Origin of the sequence: Thermococcus sp. LS2 (assembly GCF_012027375.1) — an archaeon.
Lineage (GTDB): Archaea > Methanobacteriota_B > Thermococci > Thermococcales > Thermococcaceae > Thermococcus_B.
Genome location: NZ_SNUI01000001.1, coordinates 21614 through 41180, shown reverse-complemented (window position 1 = coordinate 41180; position 19567 = coordinate 21614). Strand labels below are relative to the sequence as shown.

The following is a 19567-nucleotide window of genomic DNA, read 5'->3' as shown; positions in this document are numbered from 1 at the left end:
GATGATGAACCTCCCTCTCTGCTGACTAAATTTTCCTTGCAAACGTGATGTAACCGGTGTGTGCAATCATTCTCGTTTTCGGCCTTATGCACTCTCTCTTTACTTCTTGCTCTCTAACCAAACATTCAATAGTTTTGGGCCTCATGAAATGCTCTTTAAACTCTCTTAGCTTTTCATAAAGGCGAGCAACTTGGTTTATACATGGAGTATAAGCTACAAAATATCCTCCGGGTTTTAAGGCTTCTACAGCGTGCTCAACAACTCTCTCTGGCTGAGGTAAGTCGAGAATTATGTGATCAACGTCTTTCTCGTCTATTCCGTCGTAAATGCTCTTGAGCTTTATAGTAACTCTGTCATCAAAACCTGCCCATTCAATGTTTTTCCATGCAAGCTTTGCAAAGTCTTCTCTAACCTCATAACTGACTATCCTTCCGTTAGGTCCAATTATATTTGCCAAGAAGAGAGTTAGTGCACCGCTCCCAACTCCAGCTTCAACTATAAAATCCCCTGGAGAGATTCCAGCAAAAGCCACAATTTGGGCGGCATCTTTGGGATGAATTATCTGAGGGCCGCGCTTCATTTTATCAATGAAATCAACTATTCTGGGCTTTAAAATTTTGAACTTGTACCCTTTGTGAGACTCAACAATATCTCCAAAATTCTTCCCAATTATCTCCTCAAGGTTTATCTTTCCTAAATCTGTATGAAATTCATCTTTTTTCACAGTTATAAGGTACCTCTTTCCTCTAGGATCAACTAGCAGAACTTTTTCTCCTTCTGTTATCACTTTTTCTCACCATCAGCTTTCTTTTTTAATCCTAATAGTGTATTTCCCTTCTTCTTTGTCTATGTCGAGGATCCACGCTGAGATGTCTTCCAGAATTGCCAGGTGAGGCTTTTCTATTACGTCTTTGTTTATAAGGTAAATTGATGTCCAGTCCTCGACCGGGAGATTGCTTCTGCTGAAGAGAATTGCTTGAAGAGCTTTTTCCTTTCCAAAGTAGAAGTACTCAGCTAGTCCAAAGCTTAGAAAGTATAGGGGCTTAATAGAATCTACGAGGGCTTTTCTAATTGCGTCGTAGTAGTTCTTCATAAATTCGGATATTTCATACGTCAATGGGATCTCGTCGATAATTGAGCCGTAGCTGGCTCTCCCGGGACCGATTTTGATTACATTTATATGCTTTGTTATCTCAATAATCTTTTTGTATTGCTTTGGAGAAACCTTTCTGATATAGTTTCTAAAGCTTAAATCTCCGATACCAAAGAAATCATCAATTACTATCTGGTTATCTTGAGAGATTTCGGGAATGATTTTTCCCCACACAAGATCTTCAAAAGGATATGCGCTAGGATACTCAATTAAAACAATATCTCCCCCTCGCACTTGGCCTTTAAGAAATTTTTCAATTGAGTGAATTTCCATTTTAACCCACCAAAGAATTTTTAATGCTCTTGATCTTTTAAATCTTTTAGGTGTTAGTAAATGAAGAAATTTGTAGTGTGGGCAAATGAACTAGATGCAAGACTTTCGAGAAAATATGGAAGAGAAGTTCCCAAGAACTTGGCAGTTGAGTCACCTAAGCTCGATGAAATCATTAGGGCAGCGGAAGCTCTTAACATGAAGATTGTTGAAGTTGAGTCGGAAAAGATGAATCCAAGATTATCTGGACTAGATGAATCTTTAAGAACGAGGGGAATGCTTATTGTTGAAAGCAGACATGGAAAGTCAAAAAGCCTAAAACTAATTGCCCAAAAGATTAGGGAGTTCAGGAAGTCCAAAAGGCGGAAAAAGTAGTTACTCCTCCTCTAACTCAACTACTATTGCTGTTGTAGTGTCTATTACGCCATCAATGTTGTGGATGTCGTGCAGTATCTTCCTTGTGAGCTCTCCCAGGTCTTCTGCTTCGATGTGTATTATTGCATCATAAGGTCCAGTCACAGCATCTGCCTTTGTAACTCCAGGTATCTTTTTGAGCTCTTCTATAACTTTTTCTACTTTTCCAATTTCAACTGTCAATAAAACATATGCCCTAACCATTTACACCACCAGAGCAGTTTTTTACAGATGTTACTAGCATTTCATCTCATTTAAGCTTTTCGTAATTGATTTTGCTGTTGTGTTGTGTAATAAGCTCGTGAATGTTTCAGTGCAATGGTGGGAATCTTTGGACTGTGGTAATTCTTGACTTGTGGTATACTAAAATCTAGAACAGCATTGCACGTCTTTCTATTATAGTATCACAAAATGTGCACTATTGAGCGTTTAAGGTGTACATTAGATGCCAACTTTTTTTGAATGTTTTCATTTTGATAACAATTTGCGGGAAATATGAAACATTTTGTAAGACATTCTAAAAGCAAGCTAATTATTTAGTCATAAATTTGTCTAAGTAATCGAAAGTTTTATTACTGCTTATGCTCATATAGATTATTGCTTTAGCCATGGGGGGATACCCATGAGAAAGGCTTTAACGGCATTGTTTTTAATTGCAATTTTAGGTTTTTCAGTAATTGCCAGCGGATGTATTGGTGGAGAAAAGACAACGACGACCCCAACTACAACACAGCCAACAACTCAAACAACACCATCTTCCCCAACCCAAACAGCAACTGAGACCCAAAAGCCATCTGGAGTCACTCCTGCAATTCTTGAGCTTGGTAAAGTCACTGTAATTGAAACTGACAATTCCGTTATAGTCGTTGGTCCAAAGGGAGAAAGTCCAACAGTTTCACTTCCAAGCGGCAAGAAGGTAATTAAAGTAAGCTACGTAGTTGATGAGGCTAACACCCCAGATATCAAGAAGCTTATGGAAGAGGGACAAGGTTTCGGTGCAATTAACCCTGCATTCTTCAGAAATGCCAATGTTGACGCTCTTGTAATTGCCGCAAGAAGACAAACTGACCCAACTATCAGAAGTGAACTGTTTAAGGCACTCTACATATTAGGAAACTACTATGTTCCCGAAGTTATCATCGGACAGAACAGACAATTGCGTGTTTATTGGAACTGGGTTAAGGGAAGGTACTACCACCCAACCCTTCCAGAGAGGTATGACCTTCTTTGGGAAGATCCAAATGCCCCGAGCATCAACATAGGAATTGGTGAGTACAAGAACGATGCTGAAACCTATGTTATAGGTACAATTGGATGGCCGGAGAGCTTTGACCCAGCTTGGACTTACGAGACCTTTGGATGGGAGCTTTGGCACGAGATTGGTGATACCTTAGTTACCTACTGGAAGGATGAAACTGAAGAGGTCAGTCCAGATCTTGCAGTTGCATGGGCACATAACGAAGACGGCACAGAGTGGTACTTTGTCATTAGAGGGGGAGTTGTAGCATATGACCCATGGGACGACAAGACTTACCCAATTGATGCAACAGATGTTGCCTTCACATTCTGGCGTGTTCAGAGGTTGGGACACAGTGTCTCATGGATGGTTTCAGAGTTCATGGACGTTAATAAATCCCAAGCATTAACAGAGCAGGAGTTTGAGAACATTCTCAAGAGCGAGAAGCTCATCGCAGAATATAAGGGTAAGACAGTTGAAGTCAAGTCACTAAATGACCTCCTCAACCTCTTTGGCTACAGCGGAAAGACAGCTGGAGTCTTCAAGCTCGTATTACCACACCCATATGCACCGGTGCTCAACATCTTGGCTGACCCATTCCTCTCAGTAGTTCCGATGGAGTACCTCCTTGGTGACAAGTATGAGGAAGCATTAAAGGCATCAGACAACGGTAAGAATCCAAGTGCATGGGCAAAGTACGTCCAGGAAGGAGAGCAGGATCCAACCCACCAGCTCATGCACAAGAAGCCCGTTGGAACAGGACCATATTATGTCAAAGAGTACCAGGAGAACTCATACATCGTCCTTGAGCTTAACCCATACTACTGGAACAAGGAGATATGGAACAACATCAAGCCACTTCACAAGAGAGTTATCTATGTTATAAACAACGATGCTGTTTCAAGAATTCAGCTCTTCCAGACAGGAACAGTTGATGCTGTTGCAACACCACCAGAGAGACTCAACGACGTTAAGGGCCTCAAGCTTGATGGATTTGAGTCAATTGTCCAGACAGACCTCTTACAGCCAATACTTACATTCATAGTCTTCAACACCTACAAGGAGCCATTCAACAATGTTAAGGTCAGACAGGCCTTGGCTTATGCAATTCCATACGACCAGATTGCACAGACAGTTTACTCAGGCTTGCTTGAGAGAAACTGGGGTCCAATTCCAAAGCCATGGCCAGGCTATACCGAGCACGGAATAATCAAGTATGACTACAACATAGCAAAAGCACAGCAACTCCTTAAGGAGTCAGGTATTGATCCAACCAAGTACAAGATTGAGCTTATTTACAACGCTGGAAACTCAGCACGTGAGAAGATAATGACGCTCCTCCAGAACGTCTGGAGCCAGCTTGGATTCCAAGTTACAGTTTCAAGCTACGAGTGGCCAGTCTACTTAGGAAAGGTCAGCAAGGGTGACTTCGACGTCTACGTTGTCGGTTGGGTGCCAGATTACCTTGACTCAGACAACTGGGTTGGACCATTCCTCTACGGTGCAACTAAGTTCAAGGAAGTTAACGTCGAGGTTTCTGGCTGATCTTTCTTTTCTTTAATTTAGTTTTCAACTCCTTAGAATCCAAAGCTCAATTGGAGGGACGGAAATGGCAGATCTCAAGAAATTCTTAATCAGAAGGATTCTTACATTTATACCAACAATCGTTGGTGTGACTATCATAGTTTTCTTAATAGCGTATGTGATTCCAGCAGATCCCGCTAAAGCCTGGGCTGGAGGTGAAAAAGCATCTCCCGAGGCAGTTGAAAGGATTAAGGAGAGGTACCACTTAAATGAACCTTGGTATGATCAGTACTGGTTCCTCATAAAAGGGTTAGCAACAAACACCTTGATTGATCCCAGAACTTCCAATCCCGTTCTTGATGATATTAGAGATCGTTTCCCTGTTACGTTTCAATTGGCTATAATAGCGTTTACGTTTACAATATTGATTGGAATTCCTTTGGGTTTGATCTCTGCATTAAAGCGTAACACTTGGATAGATACATTAGTTAGGATTTTCGCTCTCATTGGTGTTTCAACTCCAGTTTTCTGGTTGGGATATCTGCTACTGTTTGTGTTCTTCGTTAAGTTTAGGATAACAAATTTGGCTGGAGTACCCCCTGCACCACCCGTTCAAATTACCCATGTCCCGATAATTGATTCTCTCCTTACAGGAAACTTCACCCTCTTCAAGCAGCATTTGGCTAGATTCTGGCTTCCAGGATTTGTTCTGGGATTCATGGGGACAGGTGTCCTCGCAAGGTTCGTCAGGAATTCATTCCTTGAAGCTCTCAGCGGTGACTACATACAGTTCCTAAAGGCCAAAGGAGTTCCAAAGCTGAGAATTTACAAGCATGCACTAAAGAATGCTCTGGTTCCAATTGTTACAGTTCTCGGTCTCCAGTTTGGTGGTTTGTTGGCTGGAACACCAATTACAGAGACTGTCTTCGCTTTACCGGGAATGGGAAGGTATGCAATCCTTTCAATTCAAAACCTCGACTTCCCAGCAGTTGTGGCAATAACCTTCATCTATGCAATAATCTACGTTACCGCAAACTTGGTGGTTGATATCCTCTATGCAGTAATTGACCCAAGAGTTAGGTATTGAGGTGGTTTAAATGCAAGAGGAATACAAAAAGAGTATCTTGGATAAGCTTGCCGATAAGATTGTCTATGGGTTGGGCTCATTCATAAGCTTATTCAAAAAGGGCTGGAAGGAGAAGAACAAATCAAAGATGGAAGAATGGCGTTTAATGCTATACGCACTCAACAGATCTCCCCCAGCTTTGATAGGTTTATTCCTTGTAATCTTGTTCATTTTAGTGGGAATTTTTGGGCCTAGATTAGCTCCTTGGAGATACAACTTCTTCCCAATGCTCTACACAAAGAGCTACGACAAAATAATCTTAGCACCTCCAGGAAGTCAGTTTATCCTTGACTTTTACAACAATACCGTGATAAACTTTCCCTTGGGTTCAGACCACTATGGTAGAGATTTGCTCAGCTTAATTCTCAGCGGTGCAAGGACGAGCTTTGTAATATCAATTATAGTGATTTCACTTGGAGTTCCCCTCGGAATAATCCTAGGACTCATAGCTGGCTATTACGGTGGAAAAGTTGACGAGCTAATAATGCGTATAACTGATATGTTCCTCGCATTTCCAGCATTAATTCTGGCAATTGCATTATCAGCAGTTTTGCCCGAGAGAATTCAGAACTTCATATCAGCACACGAAGCAATTCAGAAGTTTATCCTATGGTTATTCGCTTTAGATATTAGAGAAGCTGGAAACCTTGGAAGGCTTTTAGCTGTCATATTGGCGATGATTATCGTTTGGTGGCCTGCTTATGCGAGAATAACGAGAGGTTCAACGCTAACAGAGAAGGAGAAGCTTTACATTGAAGCTGCAAGGGCTATAGGCTTGAGTTCATGGACAATAATGTTTAAGCACATCTTACCAAACATCATCGGCCCAATATTGGTTTACATAACCCTTGACTTCGGTGGAGTAATCCTCATGGAGGCTGGATTGAGCTTTCTCGGCTTAGGTGCAACGCCGCCAATAGCTGATTGGGGTAGAATAGTCTATGATGGAGCTCAGTATTTCCCGAAGGCATGGTGGCTAGTATTCTACCCAGGTTTAGTTGTCATGCTTGTAGCATTGGGCTGGAATCTACTTGGTGATGGACTTAGAGATATCCTTGATCCAAAGACAAGGAGAAGCATTGAATTCAAGGTAAAGAAGAGCAAGAAGGAGGGTGAGGCGAATGCCTGAGCCAATTTTACAAGTTAGAAACTTAACTGTTCACTTTTACACTTACGCTGGAATAGTCAAGGCTATTGAAAAAGTTTCCTTCGATGTTTATAGGGGTGAAACTTTTGCATTAGTTGGTGAAACAGGCTGTGGAAAAAGCGTAACCTCAAGGGCTTTGACCCAACTTATTGAAAGCCCTGGAAGGATTGTTGAGGGTGAAGTCTTGTATTACAGAGATGACGGAAGCGTTGTTGACCTGCTCAAGCTCGATGAGGAGCAGATTAGAGAGATTAGGGGCAACGAAATAGCTTACATCTTCCAAGATCCGCATGCTTCACTCGACCCCCTCTATACAGTTGGCTATCAAATAGCTGAAGCGATGGAGGTTCACGAAAAAGTTGAGAGCATAAAAGAGGGGATTAAAAAAGCTGTTGACATTTTAAGAGCTGTCCTTATCCCAGACCCAGAGAACAGAGTTAAGAACTATCCACACGAGTTGAGCGGTGGAATGAAGCAGAGAGTAGTTATTGGAATTGGAATCGCGAACAATCCAAAGATTCTAATAGCTGATGAACCCACAACGGCTTTGGACGTTACAGTTCAAGCCCAGATTCTTGACTTGATTAACCAGCTCAAAGAAAAATACAAAGCAACGGTCATTTTGATCACGCACAACTTAGGTGTTGTTGCTGAAACTGCCGACAGAGTAGCTGTGATGTACGCCGGAAAGATAGTTGAGATTGGCTCAGTGGAGCAGATTTTCAAGAATCCCCTCCATCCGTACACTAAGGGTCTCCTCAAAGCTGTGCCAAATCCGATGACAAAGATTGAGCGCTTAGAGGCCATTCCTGGAACAGTGCCTAATCTGATCACACCGCCAAGCGGCTGTAGATTCCATCCAAGGTGTCCATTTGCAATGGATGTCTGCAAGCAGAAGATACCTGAGCTGAAAGAGATTGAAGATGGACATTTTGTAGCATGCCACCTTTACTGAGGTGAGAACATGGAGAAAGTGTTGGAAGTTAAACATCTCAAAAAGTACTTCCCCGTGAAAGGCTTATTCTTCACAAAAGGCTGGGTTAAAGCAGTTGATGACATAAGCTTTGAAATCTATAGGGGTGAAACTTTTGGCTTAGTAGGCGAGAGCGGCTGTGGTAAGACGACAACAGGAAGAACAGTCCTCCGTTTGATAGAGCCGACTGCCGGAGAAATTCTCTTTGAAGGCAAGAATGTTATGGGACTTAAAGGCGATGATCTCAAATGGTTTAGGAGGAAATCCCAAATAATGTTCCAAGACCCATATTCGTCTCTAAACCCAAGGCAGACAGTGTTTGAGATCATCATGGAGCCTGTGAGATTTCATGGCATTGAAGTTGATGACCCAGAGGAGTTCGTGATAAATCTTCTAGAAAGTGTTGGACTCAACGAGATGCACCTCTACAGATATCCTCACGAGTTCAGCGGTGGTCAGAGGCAGAGAATTGCTTTGGCTAGAATAATGGCGCTTAAGCCGGAGTTTATAGTGCTTGATGAGCCAACATCTGCTTTGGATGTTTCAGTCCAAGCGAACATCCTAAACACTCTCAAGGACTTGCAGGAAAAGCATGGATTTACATATCTCTTCATCTCCCACGATTTAGGTGTCGTCAAGTACATGAGTCACAGAATGGGAGTCATGTATCTTGGAAAGCTCGTCGAGGTTGGTCCAGCGGATAAAATCTTCGAAAATCCGCTCCACCCCTACACCCAAATGCTCCTCTCAGCTATCCCAGTTCCAGACCCAGAAATGGCTAAAGAACTTAAAGCAAAGCGTAAGGTCATTAAAGGAGAACCTCCGAGCCCAATAAATCCGCCAGCTGGATGCAGATTCCACCCAAGATGTCCGTTTGCAAAGGATGTGTGCAAAAAAGAGGAGCCTCCAATGGTCGAGGTTGAGAAAGACCATTATGTCGCTTGCTGGCTTTACGCTAAATCCTAAAGAGCAATGCCTTCCTAAAACCTTCATCAATCTCCAAGAGCTGTGTATAGATGCTGTCTTTTTCTCCTTTTTCATTGAAAATTTCTCTGTTTCTGAGTTCAATCCTATAGTAGAGGTATTCTTTTGGGATTATCTTGACCTTATCAAGTTCTGTGGGAGTTTTAACTCCAAGAATTTTTCTTAATATGGCTAGAGAGAACATGGCCTCTCTATTTTCTTTTGAAAGCTGTTCGTCTTTCTCTACATGCCTTGAAAAACCAGTTGGAATTCCAATGAGCCTAAGGAGATTCCATTTTCTCATGTGCCTTAATCTTTCGTTCAGCTTTTCTCCAGAGCGTTCATAAACCTCAATAAATAGATTTTTTAAGAACCCCTCAATTTCATTCTTTTGTAAGAGTATTGGAAGAGGTTCTTCTGCAGTTTTTAATAGGGTTCTGTCTATTGGTCGGATTAGGGTGCTGACTCTTTCAATCCGCTCAAGCTTCTTTGAAAAGTGGGCATCAATCATATATTCATCCCTATTAACTTCAAACACCAAATAAGGTACTTCAACTTTCATGCTATCAGCTAAACCAAAAGCCTATAAACGCTTTTCCCTTAGTGGATATGCAATGCGGGTTGATGAGCTTTCAAGATTTGGTGTGGATGAGAGAATAATCAGGAAAATTAAAGAGCGCGGCATTAGCGAGTTCTATCCTCCCCAAGCTGAGGCTTTGAAAAGTGGTGTTCTCAATGGAGAGAATTTGCTTTTGGCAATTCCAACAGCGAGCGGGAAAACCCTCGTTGCTGAAATTGTGATGCTCCACAAGCTCTTTACTGAAGGGGGGAAGGCGGTATATTTAGTCCCTCTTAAGGCTTTGGCTGAAGAAAAATACAGAGAGTTCAAAACATGGGAGGACTTGGGGGTTAGGGTTGCTGTAACGACTGGAGATTATGACAGCAGTGAAGAATGGCTCGGAAGGTATGACATAATCATAGCAACATCAGAGAAGTTTGACTCCCTTTTGAGGCATAAATCGAGATGGATTAAAGATGTGAAGCTCATCGTTGCGGATGAAATTCACCTCCTCGGGTCTTATGATAGGGGAGCTACTTTAGAGATGATATTATCACATATGCTTGGCAAAGCCCAGATTCTGGGATTGAGCGCAACCGTTGGAAATGCTGAGGAGCTGGCTGAATGGTTAAATGCTAGGCTTGTGGTCAGTGATTGGCGTCCAGTAAAGCTGAGGAAAGGCGTCTTTGCCCACGGTCAGCTGATTTGGGAAGATGGCAAAATTGACAAGCTTCCAGCTCAGTGGGACTCTCTCGTAATTGATGCTGTCAAAAGGGGCAAACAATCTCTGGTTTTTGTGAACACTAGGAGGTCAGCGGAAAAAGAAGCTGCAATGCTTGGCAAGAAAGTTAGGCGGCTTTTAACAAAGCCCGAAGCAAGGAGATTAAAAGAGCTGGCTGAGTCATTGGAGAGCAATCCAACCAATGATAAGCTTAAGGAGGTTTTAGTTAACGGTGCTGCCTTTCATCATGCTGGATTAGGAAGAGCGGAGAGAACTTTGATTGAGGATGCATTTAGGGAAGGATTGATAAAAGTCTTAACTGCGACGCCGACATTATGTATGCACCCAGACACTCTGGTTATAACAAGATATGGCGTAAAAAAGGTTTCTGAACTTAAAAGAGGAGACTTTGTTTTAACTCATACAGGAGAATTTAAGCAAGTTATTATGCCATTGAAGAGGCAACATAAAGGTAAATTGCTTGTGATCAAAGCTTTTGGAACAGTCCCTATAAAAATAACACCCGAACATAAAGTTTTTGTTATAAAGCAGATTCGGCATAAATCTCACTATTCTAATGGTCGTCAAGTAATTTGGTGGGAGTATGAAGGGCCATTTTGGATTACTGCAAGAGAGTTAAAGGAGCTCATAGAACAGAATAATGACCCAAAAATTTCATATATGCTACTTCAACCAATCCCTAAACTTGTTGTTACCGTTGATAAAATACCTCTCAGAAAACCATCCAAAGTAGTTAATCAATTTGGAGTTACTAATAGGGATCATCCAGCCCTTGAGAAAACTCCGGAATTTCTGCCATTGAATTTTGAAACAGCACGTTTAATTGGTTTATGGATTGCGGAGGGATCTACTTCAAAAACAGGCGCTATACTTTTTGACATTGCCTCATATGAAGAGGATATAACCAGTTTTCTAATTCAGACGATATCTAAGTATTTCCCAAAAGCCAAGATTGTTGTGGAAGACAAAGAGAGGAATAGGCGTAGAATTAGATTCTGCAACAAGAGATTTGCTGAATGGCTGAGGAAAAATATAGGAGCCCATGCAGATAATAAAAGGATACCTGAAGTAATCCTATTTAATGGAAACAGGGAAGTAAAACTTGGACTATTAAAGGGATTAATAGAAGGCGATGGATATGTGAGGATAAACGCAAGGGACAGATCAAATTATATAACCTACTCTACAGTTTCCCCTCATCTTGCTTATCAACTTCAACTTTTACTTGCTTCATTGGGATATGTTTCTAGTGTTCGTTATTTTGATAGAAAGGATAAAAGATGGGGCAGAAAAGGATTGTATGAAGTAAGAATAAGTGGAAAAAGCTACTACTCACTTCTTGAAGAATTAGGGTATCCCCTGCCAAAGCTGGGAAATAGAGTTTATCAAGTCAATAAGATCTGGAATGGATACCTACTTTTGAAAGTTCGGAGGATTGAAGAGCAGGAATATGAGGGGGAAGTCTTTAATCTTGAAGTTGAAGATAATGAGAGCTATAGCGTTGGTTTCATTGTTCATAATTCAGCAGGTGTAAATCTTCCCTCATTTAGGGTTATAATCCGCGATACAAAGAGATACTCAACTTTCGGCTGGTCTGATATCCCCGTTCTTGAAATCCAGCAGATGATGGGAAGGGCTGGAAGGCCTAAATACGACAAAGAAGGCGAAGCTATTATCGTTGCAAAAACAGAAAAGCCAGAAGAACTCATGGAGAAATATATCTTTGGAAAGCCTGAAAAGCTATTCTCAATGCTCTCCAACGATGCTGCATTTAGAAGCCAAGTTTTAGCATTAATTACAAACTTTGGAGTTGAAAGCTTCCGTGAGTTGATACAGTTTTTGGAGAAGACCTTCTATTATTATCAGAGAAAAGACTTGGAAATTCTTGAAGGCAAGGCGAAGAGCATAGTTTACTTCCTCCTTGAGAACGAGTTCATAGATATTGACCTAAATGATCGCTTTATAGCGTTGCCCTTTGGTATAAGGACTTCCCAGCTCTATCTTGACCCTCTCACAGCTAAAAAATTCAAAGATGCTCTGCCTCAGATAGAGGAAAATCCAAATCCTCTTGGCATCTTCCAGCTTTTGGCATCAACTCCAGACATGGGAACGCTCAGCATAAAGAGGAAGGAGCAGGAGGATTATCTCGATTATGCTTATGAGATGGAGAGCTATTTATACCGCTCAATTCCTTACTGGGAGGACTACGAGTTTCAGAAGTTTTTGAGTGAAGTTAAGACAGCCAAGTTGCTCTTAGATTGGATCAATGAAGTAAGTGAAGCAAAGCTGATTGAGGCTTATGGGATTGATACTGGAGACTTGTATAGGATTATTGAGCTTGCAGACTGGTTAATGTATTCTCTCATTGAGCTTGCGAAGGTTCTCAATGCAAGGGGTGAGACGATTAAATACCTCAGGAGGCTCCATCTGAGGCTTAAGCATGGTGTTAGAGAAGAGCTGTTGGAATTGGTAGAGCTTCCAATGATTGGAAGGAAGAGAGCAAGGGCTTTGTACAATGCGGGCTTTAAAACCGTTAATGACATTGTAAAGGCTAAGCCGAGTGAGCTTTTAGCCGTTGAAGGCATTGGTGTTAAAGTTCTGGAGAGAATCTACAAGCATTTTGGGGTTGAGCTTCCATTGTTGAAAAATATTAAAGATTCTGACAAGTCAGAGGAAAAGAAATCCGAAGCAAACCCCAAGCCAAAGAAGGGAACTCTTGATTACTTTTTGAAGTGATTAGTTAATCTTTTAAACCCTCCATATTTAGCTGAGGATGGGCAATGATAATCTGTGTAGTAGGCATGCCTGGTTCTGGTAAAGGTGAAGTTGTGAGGATTTTCTCAAAATATGGCGTTCCTCACGTTTCAATGGGAGATATTGTGAGAGAAGAGGCAGATAAGAGAGGAATTCCAAGAACTCCGGAGGGAATGAACAAAGTAAGCATTCAGCTGAGGCAAGAGCTGGGAGATAATGCTGTTGCAAAGCTGACGGTTCCAAGGGTTAAAGAGCTCTTAAAGAGGCATAAGGCAGTTATTATTGATGGCGTCCGTTCTTTAGATGAAATTCAGACGTTCAAAGATGCTTTTCCAGACCAGGAGATTATAATAATAGCTGTCCATTCTTCCCCGAAGAAGAGATTTGAGCGTTTAAAGCGGAGAGGAAGGAGCGATGACCCAAAAACTTGGGAAGATTTTGAGGCTAGAGACTGGAAGGAGCTTAAATTCGGTATTGGCGCAGTGATAGCGTTGGCTGATTATATGATAGTAAATGACAATCACATTGATGATTACAGAAAAGAAATTGAGGAATTGGCAAAGAAGCTTGGATTATCCAAGCATTGAATCCAGAAACAGCATCACGTAAAAGCCCAAGAAGAAGCCAGTTGTTATGAGAGTTTCATTTTCCTCTTTTTTGTAAATTTCAGGGACCATTTCTTTAACTGTTATATATAGCATTGCTCCCCCAGCTAAGCCCAGACCATAGGGCAAAAGCCAGTTGAGGTTGATAAATAGCAGTGCTCCAAGAACTGTCATAATCATTTCAGCAACTCCACTCAGAACTCCAATAAGTATTGGCTGCAACCTTTTCTTCTGGAGCACTGCTAGAGGAAGGGCAACAACAATACCCTCTGGAAAATCCTGAATCCCTATTGCTAAAGCTGTAACAAGTCCGGTTTCAAGATTGTAAACTATCGAAGTCCCAACAGCTAGTCCTTCTGGAAGGTTGTGAATTATCATAGCGAGAACAATTAACCAGACCACTTTTAACTTATCTCTCAGCTCCTTTGGACCTTCATAACCTTTAACAATATGTTCATGTGGGATGAGCTTGTCTATTACGGAAATTAATATGACTCCCAAAAAGATTCCAATCCCAGCTGGAGCAAAGCTGTTGGTTGATTCTATCGCTGGCAAAATTAAGCTTGTAAAGCTCGCAACAATCATAACTCCAGCGGCAAAGCTTAGGCTGAATTCAACGCTCCATTCTGGAAGGCTTTTAGCAAATATTGCAACTAAAGAGCCGAGAGAGGTCATTAAAGCAACGAACAACCCGGCATAGAAGGCAATGAGAATAATGTTTCCGTTTGATGCTGAGAGTATATAGCTTGCCAAACTTTGAATGAAGTTTTCTAGCATGCACTACACCTAAATATTTTAGGTTCTCCTAAACTTATAAACGTTGCCCAAAACTTTAAAACCGTCATAGAGAAGAGCAGCAATGGTGAGAGAGATGTTTGAAGAAGTTGAAGTTGAGGCTTACGTTTATCCCACTGAGGATATTGAGAAAGTAAAGAAGGCTATGCTGAATTTAGTCCCTGGTTTGGAGTTTGAGGCATTTGATAAGGGGGACTACATAATTTTAGTTGGGAAAACAAAGAATAAAAAAGCTTTACAAAGGTTGTATGAGCTTTTTAGAGGCCAGGCTATTCTCGACACAGCGAGGGCTTTTCTTGAGGATGGCTACTTTGGTGAGGAAATTATAATCAAAGTCCACAAGCAAGTAGCTTATGCTGGAAAAGTGAACTTTAATGAGGAATCCCCTTTGGGACCAATAACAATTACAATAAGGACTAAAGACCCACAAAGGTTAATGAGATGGCTGGCTCCGAGGACAAAAGATGGAGTTCCGATAGAGTAAAAAGAAGAAAAAGCTACTCGGTTCCTTTCTTCTTTCCCCACTTCAGCTTTGCTGTAAGCACTTTTTCTGTTGAGAAGAACTTTGCAGTTATGTAGAGCATTGCTCCGCTGATGAGGAGAAGATAAGCTATTCCAGCGTAAACTATTCCATACTGCTTCAAAAGAACGGCTCTTGAAGCTATTACTGGATGACTGAAGGGAATTGCATAAAGGAAGCACTTTATTGCTGGTGGCAGAGTTGAGATATCTTTGAACATCAAAATCCAGATTGGGAAGAGGAGAGGCATCATAATCATGCTGACCATTGTTCCTGCACTCCTTATGTCCTCTGCAAACACTGAAATGAGCATTGCCAAGCTTAAGGCAAAGACTATGCTTAGGAACAGTGAAATCCCGAAGAGCAGAGCCCCTTTGGGTGTCATTTCAAGTCCGAGGTCTTTTAGGTTGATTCCGATTTGAGTCATGTTTTCGGGGGAAAAAGAGTTTATGTAATATTTCAGACCAATCATGTAAGCAATTGATGCAATGAGGGCTATTATCGCTGTTCCCACCATTTTGCCGGTTATTATTGTTATTCTCTTAACAGGTAAGGTCAGCAGAGTTTCGAGTGTTTTGTTCTCTTTTTCAGCTGCCATTGTTGTTGCAGCCATCTGAGAAACATAGCTTATCATTATGAAGAGCACTAAAGGAATGGAGAATGCTTGGGAGTAGATTATTCCAGAGACGACTGAGGGAGGAACATCTATAATTCTTCCTTGAATCACCGAGTAGCTTTTTGCATCTATTGGATGTAAAATTGCTTCCGGATTACCGTTCACTGCCTCGCTTATCTTCAGCTTTGCTAACTCTTCATTAAGGACTTGTAGAACAGCGTTAATTCTTCCTTCACTTACGCTCTCTTTGATTCCTGCACTTATCCCTTTAAACACGGCATAAACTTCAACATATGTCTTTTCCCCATTTTCAATGTTTTTGGAGAAATCCTCTGGAATTATTACGACGACGTTATAATTTTCGGCTTGAGCTTTTTGAATTGCTTCTTGCACTGTCTGGGCATCGATGAGAGTCACAGTAACATTTGGAGCAGCTTTAAGGGCGCTTATGAGAACATCACCATATTTTCCTTCATCAAAATTGACGAGGATGACTTTGGTCTCTTCCTTTGCTTCACTTATTCCAAAGCTTACCATCTTTCCTAAAGCGGGAAAGAGAATGAGCGGGACGATTATCATTCCGACTATAATTTGTTTGTTCCTCATTAAATCCTTAAGCTCTTTCATGACTATCACAAAGAAGTCGCTCATAATTTCACCCCCACAGCTTTCATAAAGACTTCCTCGAGGTTCTCAGCGTTGTACTTCTCTTTCAGTTCTTTTGATGTTCCGATATCAATGATAATGCCCTTGTTTATCAAAGCCACTCTATCGCACAGAAATTCCACTTCGAGCATGTTGTGGCTGGAAATTAGGAATGTAACCCCCTCCTCTCTTGCAAATCTTTTGATTGTCTGCCTAATTGCATAAGCATTCACTATATCAAGACCGCTTGCAGGCTCGTCAAGAATAGCGAGCTTTGGTGTGACCATTAAAGCTCTCGCAAGCAAAAGCTTTCTTGTCATACCCTTTGAATAAGTTGCAACTTTGTCGTGAATTCTCTCTCCAAGCCCGGCGATTTCAATGCCAAGCTTCAGCATTTCATCAACACTTCTCCCAGTCTTTGAGTATAGCTTTGCCATAAACTCTAGATATTCGTATCCAGTGAGATTTTTGTATGCTCCAGCCTCCTCTGGGAGATAGCTGATGAGCTTTCTCACCTCCTCAGCTTCTCTCACAACATCATACCCATAAACCTCGGCTCTTCCACCAGTTGGGACTAAAAGAGTAGCTAAAATCTTGAGAGTTGTCGATTTCCCGGCACCATTGGGTCCAATCAGGCCGAAAATCTCTCCTTCCTTAACTTCAAAGCTTATCCCCTTTAGGGCTTTAACTTTCCCATAGTCTTTTTCGAGGTTTTCAACTTTTATCGCTGTCATGTGCAACCCTCCGGTCGTATTCGAGCAGTATCACTCCAAAGGTCGCAAACAGTATTCCAACAATGGTTATGGGCTTGAAATTCTCATAAGCGCCAGAAAATGCAAAAAGAAGACCAACAAACATTGCCCACCAGGCTCTTTCTCTGTATCTGCTCCTAAACATCTCAATCACCCTCATAGATGAATATATCCTCGATCTTAACTCCGAAGAATCGGGCTATTTTAAAAGCCAGCTTTAGGGAGGGATCATACTTACCTTTTTCAATCGCTATTATTGTCTGCCTTGTAACTCCTAGTATTTTCGCCAGCTCCTCCTGAGTTAAGCCTCTTGCTTCTCTAAGCTCCCTCAGGTGGTTCTTCACGTTACATCACCCTGCTATAATATGCTCTGAACGCTATATGGAGGAGCATCACAGCTACAAGCAAAGCTTCAGCCAAAATGAATGCATCCCTAAGTGTGGGATTTTTCCGCTGGGCTATTGAGAGGTATATCACAACAAATGCTAATCCAATCATAAACACTTGAAGGGTTCTCCTTGCTGAGATTTCCCCAATTCTCAGAATTCTTTCGTCTTCGAGAACATATCCTTTCTTCCTTAGGGAGCTGTAGTAGAGGTGAAGCATTAGTGCACCAATTACGAGTGTGGAAAATGCAAGTGTCGAGTTTTCCTCGCTGATTGCCCATCCCATTATATAACCCATCGTTATGATTACAATCACGGCTGGAATTAGGGCTTTCTTCTTTTCATCATCTCCAGATTTTTTCGAAAGATACAGCCAAATAGATGTGAATCCAACTACTATCACTGTCCAGATAAGGAAATTAACTATCAGCTCGTTCATCCACATCACCGATGTAAAGTTTCCTTTACGTAAAGTTTACTTTACATTACTTATAAGTTTTGTGGTTATGCCTAAACTACTATCTGGAATTTAGAAGATACTTTTTACATTTAGGATTGTTATTTTGGAAATTTCGTGAAGCTTACAGAGTTCAGAAACCACATTTTTGAAGTTTTCATAATCTTCATATTCGATTTCTGCAATGATGTTGTATTCACCCTTAACAAGAAAAATCTCTTTAGATAGACTATGGATTTTTAAATAGTAATCAATAAGCCTCTCACACCCTCTAAAACCTCGAATAAGCAATATGCTTTTCATTTTTTTCATCCAAGAATTAGTATCTCCCAAAGTTAATACGGCTTTCGTATTTCAAAGAAGGGATGTAACAAGCTCTCCCACTAGATAAGTTGCAGTTGCCTTTGTGACTTTTACTTTCACGAATTCTCCAATTGGAGCCTCTGGCAGAATTATCTCCTTGTAGTTCATCGTTCTGCCTTCAACTCCTCCTTTCTTTCCTTCCCCGTGTGTTAGAACTAGGACTTCTTGTCCAACATACTTCTGGTTTATCTCATAGCTTATAGCTAACCTCAAGCGGTGAAGATAGCGGGAGCGCTCTTTAACACGCCACCCAACTATCTGGTTTGGCATTCTTGCCGCTAAAGTTCCGGGTCTTGGAGAGAATCTTGAAACGTTTATCTTATCTGGCTTGACTCTCTTTATAAGCTCAACAGTATTCTGGAAAGCCTCTTCGCTTTCTCCAGGGAACCCAACAATTATATCCGTATTTAAGTTCAGCTCTGGAAACTCTTTCCTAAAGGCATTTACAATCTCTTCGAAATCTTCAACTGTGTATGTTCTGCCCATTTTCCTTAGAATTTCATTATCCCCACTCTGAACTGGCAAATGCAAGAATTTGTAAATCTTTTCATCTTTGTAGGCATCAATGAGCTCATCGAGGAACTTTATGACATGATTTGGGTTCATCATGCCGACTCTAATTCTAAACTCTCCTTCTATGGACGTGAGTTCGTCTAAAAGCTCAGCTAAGTTTGTCCCAATATCAAAACCATAGCAGCCAGTATCTTCGCTTGAAAGCTGTATCTCCCTATAGCCTTTAGCCAATGCCTCTTTAGCCCATCTGACAATTTTCTCTGGGGAATAGCTCTTCAGAATACCTCTTGCAAAGCGTGTTGCACAGTAGGTGCATGCATTTAAGCAGCCCTCACTAATTGGCACAACAAAAACTACTTTGCTCTTCCACACTCTTGGAAGCTCAAGCTTGTCTATTTCCCTCTGCTCTACATCAATGAGCTTTACGCCTCTTTCTGCTAGCTCAATGGCCTCAACAATCCTATCTATGCTCTTAACGCCTAAGATTGCTGATACTCTCTCGTCTATTGCTTCAATGTTAATATGAGGCAAGCAACCGGTGACAATAACCTTTTTGCCAGCATCTAGGAGCTCTTTAATTCTCTTTCTCATGTGCTTTTCTGTTGGATCTTTCACAGCACAAGTGTTCACGATTACATACTCCGCACTATCCAAATCAACTATTTCATAACCTGCACTAACCAAGAGGGCTTCCATGATTTCTGCATCCGCTTTATTCCTTGTGCATCCATAAGTTTCAATGTGAACTCTCATCGCAAAGTGCTAAGCTTAGCGCTTTAAAAACTTAATTGGCTAAATGTGTGAAATGTTATATCTTCCTTGTTTTGTCCTTGCAAAAACAGGAAAAGGCTAAGGCTAATTACAATGAGCATGCCAAAGGCAATGAGGTAGCTAATAAGGGGTTCCTGTGACTCTGTAAATGCCTATTACTAGGAACCTAATCATCAAAACAGCAACAAATACCGCAAGGATAAAAAATTAAGGTGCTAGATTCATCAAGAACTAAGCTTTAATCTCCCCATAAGTTTTTTCAATTTCAAAACAAAAGAAAAA

The 19567-nt window shown here is 41.2% G+C and carries 21 protein-coding genes; 9 read left to right on the top strand and 12 right to left on the bottom strand.

Annotated elements, in window-relative coordinates; translation table 11 throughout:
• Window positions 1-25 precede the first annotated feature (25 nt).
• Together E3E24_RS00235 and E3E24_RS00230 are read right to left on the bottom strand one after the other, a co-directional pair.
• Complete coding sequence (locus E3E24_RS00235; protein WP_167886117.1) at window positions 26-787, bottom strand: tRNA (adenine-N1)-methyltransferase; 762 nt, start codon at window positions 785-787, stop codon at window positions 26-28.
• Window positions 788-799: 12 nt separating this feature from the next.
• Window positions 800-1426 carry a DUF257 family protein gene (locus E3E24_RS00230; protein WP_167886116.1) on the bottom strand — a complete coding sequence of 209 codons (627 nt, stop codon included), beginning with the start codon at window positions 1424-1426 and terminating at the stop codon, window positions 800-802.
• A 60-nt stretch (window positions 1427-1486) separates the two neighbouring features.
• Between E3E24_RS00230 and E3E24_RS00225 the strand changes: the two genes are divergently transcribed.
• The gene (locus tag E3E24_RS00225; RefSeq protein ID WP_167886115.1) at window positions 1487-1798 is read left to right on the top strand and encodes a signal recognition particle protein Srp19; all 312 of its coding nucleotides are present in this window, start codon (window positions 1487-1489) and stop codon (window positions 1796-1798) included.
• Here E3E24_RS00225 and E3E24_RS00220 read toward each other — a convergent pair whose 3' ends face one another.
• Window positions 1799-2041 (bottom strand): Lrp/AsnC family transcriptional regulator, encoded by a 243-nt coding sequence (locus E3E24_RS00220; RefSeq protein ID WP_167886114.1) that lies wholly within the window; start codon window positions 2039-2041, stop codon window positions 1799-1801.
• Between the two features lie 418 nt (window positions 2042-2459).
• Between E3E24_RS00220 and E3E24_RS00215 the strand changes: the two genes are divergently transcribed.
• The 5 genes from E3E24_RS00215 to E3E24_RS00195 all read left to right on the top strand — a co-directional run bounded on the left by E3E24_RS00215 (window position 2460) and on the right by E3E24_RS00195 (window position 8810).
• Window positions 2460-4619 carry an ABC transporter substrate-binding protein gene (locus tag E3E24_RS00215; RefSeq protein WP_167886113.1) on the top strand — a complete coding sequence of 720 codons (2160 nt, stop codon included), beginning with the start codon at window positions 2460-2462 and terminating at the stop codon, window positions 4617-4619.
• A gap of 64 nt (window positions 4620-4683) precedes the next feature.
• The gene (locus E3E24_RS00210; RefSeq protein WP_167886112.1) at window positions 4684-5685 is read left to right on the top strand and encodes an ABC transporter permease; all 1002 of its coding nucleotides are present in this window, start codon (window positions 4684-4686) and stop codon (window positions 5683-5685) included.
• 10 nt (window positions 5686-5695) lie between these two features.
• The gene (locus E3E24_RS00205; protein WP_167886111.1) at window positions 5696-6853 is read left to right on the top strand and encodes an ABC transporter permease; all 1158 of its coding nucleotides are present in this window, start codon (window positions 5696-5698) and stop codon (window positions 6851-6853) included.
• Window positions 6846-7826, top strand: coding sequence for an ABC transporter ATP-binding protein (locus E3E24_RS00200; RefSeq protein WP_167886110.1), 981 nt, complete (start codon window positions 6846-6848; stop codon window positions 7824-7826). The genes E3E24_RS00205 and E3E24_RS00200 overlap by 8 nt, the downstream gene beginning before the upstream one ends.
• A 9-nt stretch (window positions 7827-7835) precedes the next feature.
• On the top strand, window positions 7836-8810 hold the full coding sequence (locus E3E24_RS00195; protein WP_167886109.1) for an ABC transporter ATP-binding protein: 975 nt from the start codon (window positions 7836-7838) through the stop codon (window positions 8808-8810).
• Here E3E24_RS00195 and E3E24_RS00190 read toward each other — a convergent pair.
• The gene (locus E3E24_RS00190) at window positions 8800-9369 is read right to left on the bottom strand and encodes a hypothetical protein (protein ID WP_167886108.1); all 570 of its coding nucleotides are present in this window, start codon (window positions 9367-9369) and stop codon (window positions 8800-8802) included. The two genes, E3E24_RS00195 and E3E24_RS00190, sit on opposite strands and share 11 nt — an antisense overlap.
• Before the next feature lie 52 nt (window positions 9370-9421).
• Between E3E24_RS00190 and E3E24_RS12745 the strand changes: the two genes are divergently transcribed.
• Window positions 9422-12844: a DEAD/DEAH box helicase gene (locus tag E3E24_RS12745; protein WP_240912166.1), complete on the top strand. Its 3423-nt coding sequence runs from the start codon at window positions 9422-9424 to the stop codon at window positions 12842-12844.
• Between the two features lie 44 nt (window positions 12845-12888).
• On the top strand, window positions 12889-13449 hold the full coding sequence (locus E3E24_RS00170; protein WP_167886107.1) for a dephospho-CoA kinase: 561 nt from the start codon (window positions 12889-12891) through the stop codon (window positions 13447-13449).
• Here the strand turns inward: E3E24_RS00170 and E3E24_RS00165 are convergent.
• Window positions 13435-14244, bottom strand: a complete 810-nt coding sequence (locus E3E24_RS00165) for a ZIP family metal transporter (RefSeq protein WP_167886106.1) — start codon at window positions 14242-14244, stop codon at window positions 13435-13437. The genes E3E24_RS00170 and E3E24_RS00165 overlap by 15 nt on opposite strands.
• 94 nt (window positions 14245-14338) lie before the next feature.
• Between E3E24_RS00165 and E3E24_RS00160 the strand changes: the two genes are divergently transcribed.
• Window positions 14339-14746: an RNA-binding domain-containing protein gene (locus tag E3E24_RS00160; protein WP_167886471.1), complete on the top strand. Its 408-nt coding sequence runs from the start codon at window positions 14339-14341 to the stop codon at window positions 14744-14746.
• Window positions 14747-14759: 13 nt separating this feature from the next.
• On the opposite strand, the gene E3E24_RS00155 is transcribed toward E3E24_RS00160, so the two are convergent.
• From E3E24_RS00155 to E3E24_RS00125, 7 genes are all read right to left on the bottom strand, one after another.
• Window positions 14760-16049: an ABC transporter permease gene (locus tag E3E24_RS00155; RefSeq protein WP_167886105.1), complete on the bottom strand. Its 1290-nt coding sequence runs from the start codon at window positions 16047-16049 to the stop codon at window positions 14760-14762.
• A complete protein-coding gene (locus E3E24_RS00150; protein ID WP_167886104.1) occupies window positions 16046-16777 on the bottom strand; it encodes an ABC transporter ATP-binding protein in 732 nt (243 codons plus the stop codon). Before E3E24_RS00150 ends, E3E24_RS00155 begins: the two co-directional genes overlap by 4 nt.
• The gene (locus tag E3E24_RS00145; RefSeq protein ID WP_167886103.1) at window positions 16758-16940 is read right to left on the bottom strand and encodes a hypothetical protein; all 183 of its coding nucleotides are present in this window, start codon (window positions 16938-16940) and stop codon (window positions 16758-16760) included. Before E3E24_RS00145 ends, E3E24_RS00150 begins: the two co-directional genes overlap by 20 nt.
• A gap of 1 nt (window position 16941) precedes the next feature.
• On the bottom strand, window positions 16942-17139 hold the full coding sequence (locus E3E24_RS00140) for a helix-turn-helix transcriptional regulator (protein WP_167886102.1): 198 nt from the start codon (window positions 17137-17139) through the stop codon (window positions 16942-16944).
• Window position 17140: 1 nt separating this feature from the next.
• Window positions 17141-17620, bottom strand: coding sequence for a DUF2178 domain-containing protein (locus E3E24_RS00135; protein WP_167886101.1), 480 nt, complete (start codon window positions 17618-17620; stop codon window positions 17141-17143).
• Between the two features lie 90 nt (window positions 17621-17710).
• Window positions 17711-17950 carry a hypothetical protein gene (locus E3E24_RS00130; RefSeq protein ID WP_167886100.1) on the bottom strand — a complete coding sequence of 80 codons (240 nt, stop codon included), beginning with the start codon at window positions 17948-17950 and terminating at the stop codon, window positions 17711-17713.
• Between the two features lie 42 nt (window positions 17951-17992).
• A complete protein-coding gene (locus E3E24_RS00125; protein ID WP_167886099.1) occupies window positions 17993-19267 on the bottom strand; it encodes a tRNA (N(6)-L-threonylcarbamoyladenosine(37)-C(2))-methylthiotransferase in 1275 nt (424 codons plus the stop codon).
• Window positions 19268-19567 lie beyond the last annotated feature (300 nt).

Excerpts from the sequence above, each read along its gene's own strand:
- E3E24_RS00230 (WP_167886116.1), bottom strand. The coding sequence starts at position 1,426 with ATGGAAATTCACTCAATTGAAAAATTTCTTAAAGGCCAAGTGCGAGGG.
- E3E24_RS00225 (WP_167886115.1), top strand. The coding sequence starts at position 1,487 with ATGAAGAAATTTGTAGTGTGGGCAAATGAACTAGATGCAAGACTTTCG.
- E3E24_RS00220 (WP_167886114.1), bottom strand. The coding sequence starts at position 2,041 with ATGGTTAGGGCATATGTTTTATTGACAGTTGAAATTGGAAAAGTAGAA.
- E3E24_RS00215 (WP_167886113.1), top strand. The coding sequence starts at position 2,460 with ATGAGAAAGGCTTTAACGGCATTGTTTTTAATTGCAATTTTAGGTTTT.
- E3E24_RS00210 (WP_167886112.1), top strand. The coding sequence starts at position 4,684 with ATGGCAGATCTCAAGAAATTCTTAATCAGAAGGATTCTTACATTTATA.
- E3E24_RS00205 (WP_167886111.1), top strand. The coding sequence starts at position 5,696 with ATGCAAGAGGAATACAAAAAGAGTATCTTGGATAAGCTTGCCGATAAG.
- E3E24_RS00200 (WP_167886110.1), top strand. The coding sequence starts at position 6,846 with ATGCCTGAGCCAATTTTACAAGTTAGAAACTTAACTGTTCACTTTTAC.
- E3E24_RS00195 (WP_167886109.1), top strand. The coding sequence starts at position 7,836 with ATGGAGAAAGTGTTGGAAGTTAAACATCTCAAAAAGTACTTCCCCGTG.
- E3E24_RS00190 (WP_167886108.1), bottom strand. The coding sequence starts at position 9,369 with ATGAAAGTTGAAGTACCTTATTTGGTGTTTGAAGTTAATAGGGATGAA.
- E3E24_RS12745 (WP_240912166.1), top strand. The coding sequence starts at position 9,422 with ATGCGGGTTGATGAGCTTTCAAGATTTGGTGTGGATGAGAGAATAATC.
- E3E24_RS00170 (WP_167886107.1), top strand. The coding sequence starts at position 12,889 with ATGATAATCTGTGTAGTAGGCATGCCTGGTTCTGGTAAAGGTGAAGTT.
- E3E24_RS00165 (WP_167886106.1), bottom strand. The coding sequence starts at position 14,244 with ATGCTAGAAAACTTCATTCAAAGTTTGGCAAGCTATATACTCTCAGCA.
- E3E24_RS00160 (WP_167886471.1), top strand. The coding sequence starts at position 14,339 with ATGTTTGAAGAAGTTGAAGTTGAGGCTTACGTTTATCCCACTGAGGAT.
- E3E24_RS00155 (WP_167886105.1), bottom strand. The coding sequence starts at position 16,049 with ATGAGCGACTTCTTTGTGATAGTCATGAAAGAGCTTAAGGATTTAATG.
- E3E24_RS00150 (WP_167886104.1), bottom strand. The coding sequence starts at position 16,777 with ATGACAGCGATAAAAGTTGAAAACCTCGAAAAAGACTATGGGAAAGTT.
- E3E24_RS00145 (WP_167886103.1), bottom strand. The coding sequence starts at position 16,940 with ATGTTTAGGAGCAGATACAGAGAAAGAGCCTGGTGGGCAATGTTTGTT.
- E3E24_RS00135 (WP_167886101.1), bottom strand. The coding sequence starts at position 17,620 with ATGAACGAGCTGATAGTTAATTTCCTTATCTGGACAGTGATAGTAGTT.
- E3E24_RS00130 (WP_167886100.1), bottom strand. The coding sequence starts at position 17,950 with ATGAAAAAAATGAAAAGCATATTGCTTATTCGAGGTTTTAGAGGGTGT.
- E3E24_RS00125 (WP_167886099.1), bottom strand. The coding sequence starts at position 19,267 with ATGAGAGTTCACATTGAAACTTATGGATGCACAAGGAATAAAGCGGAT.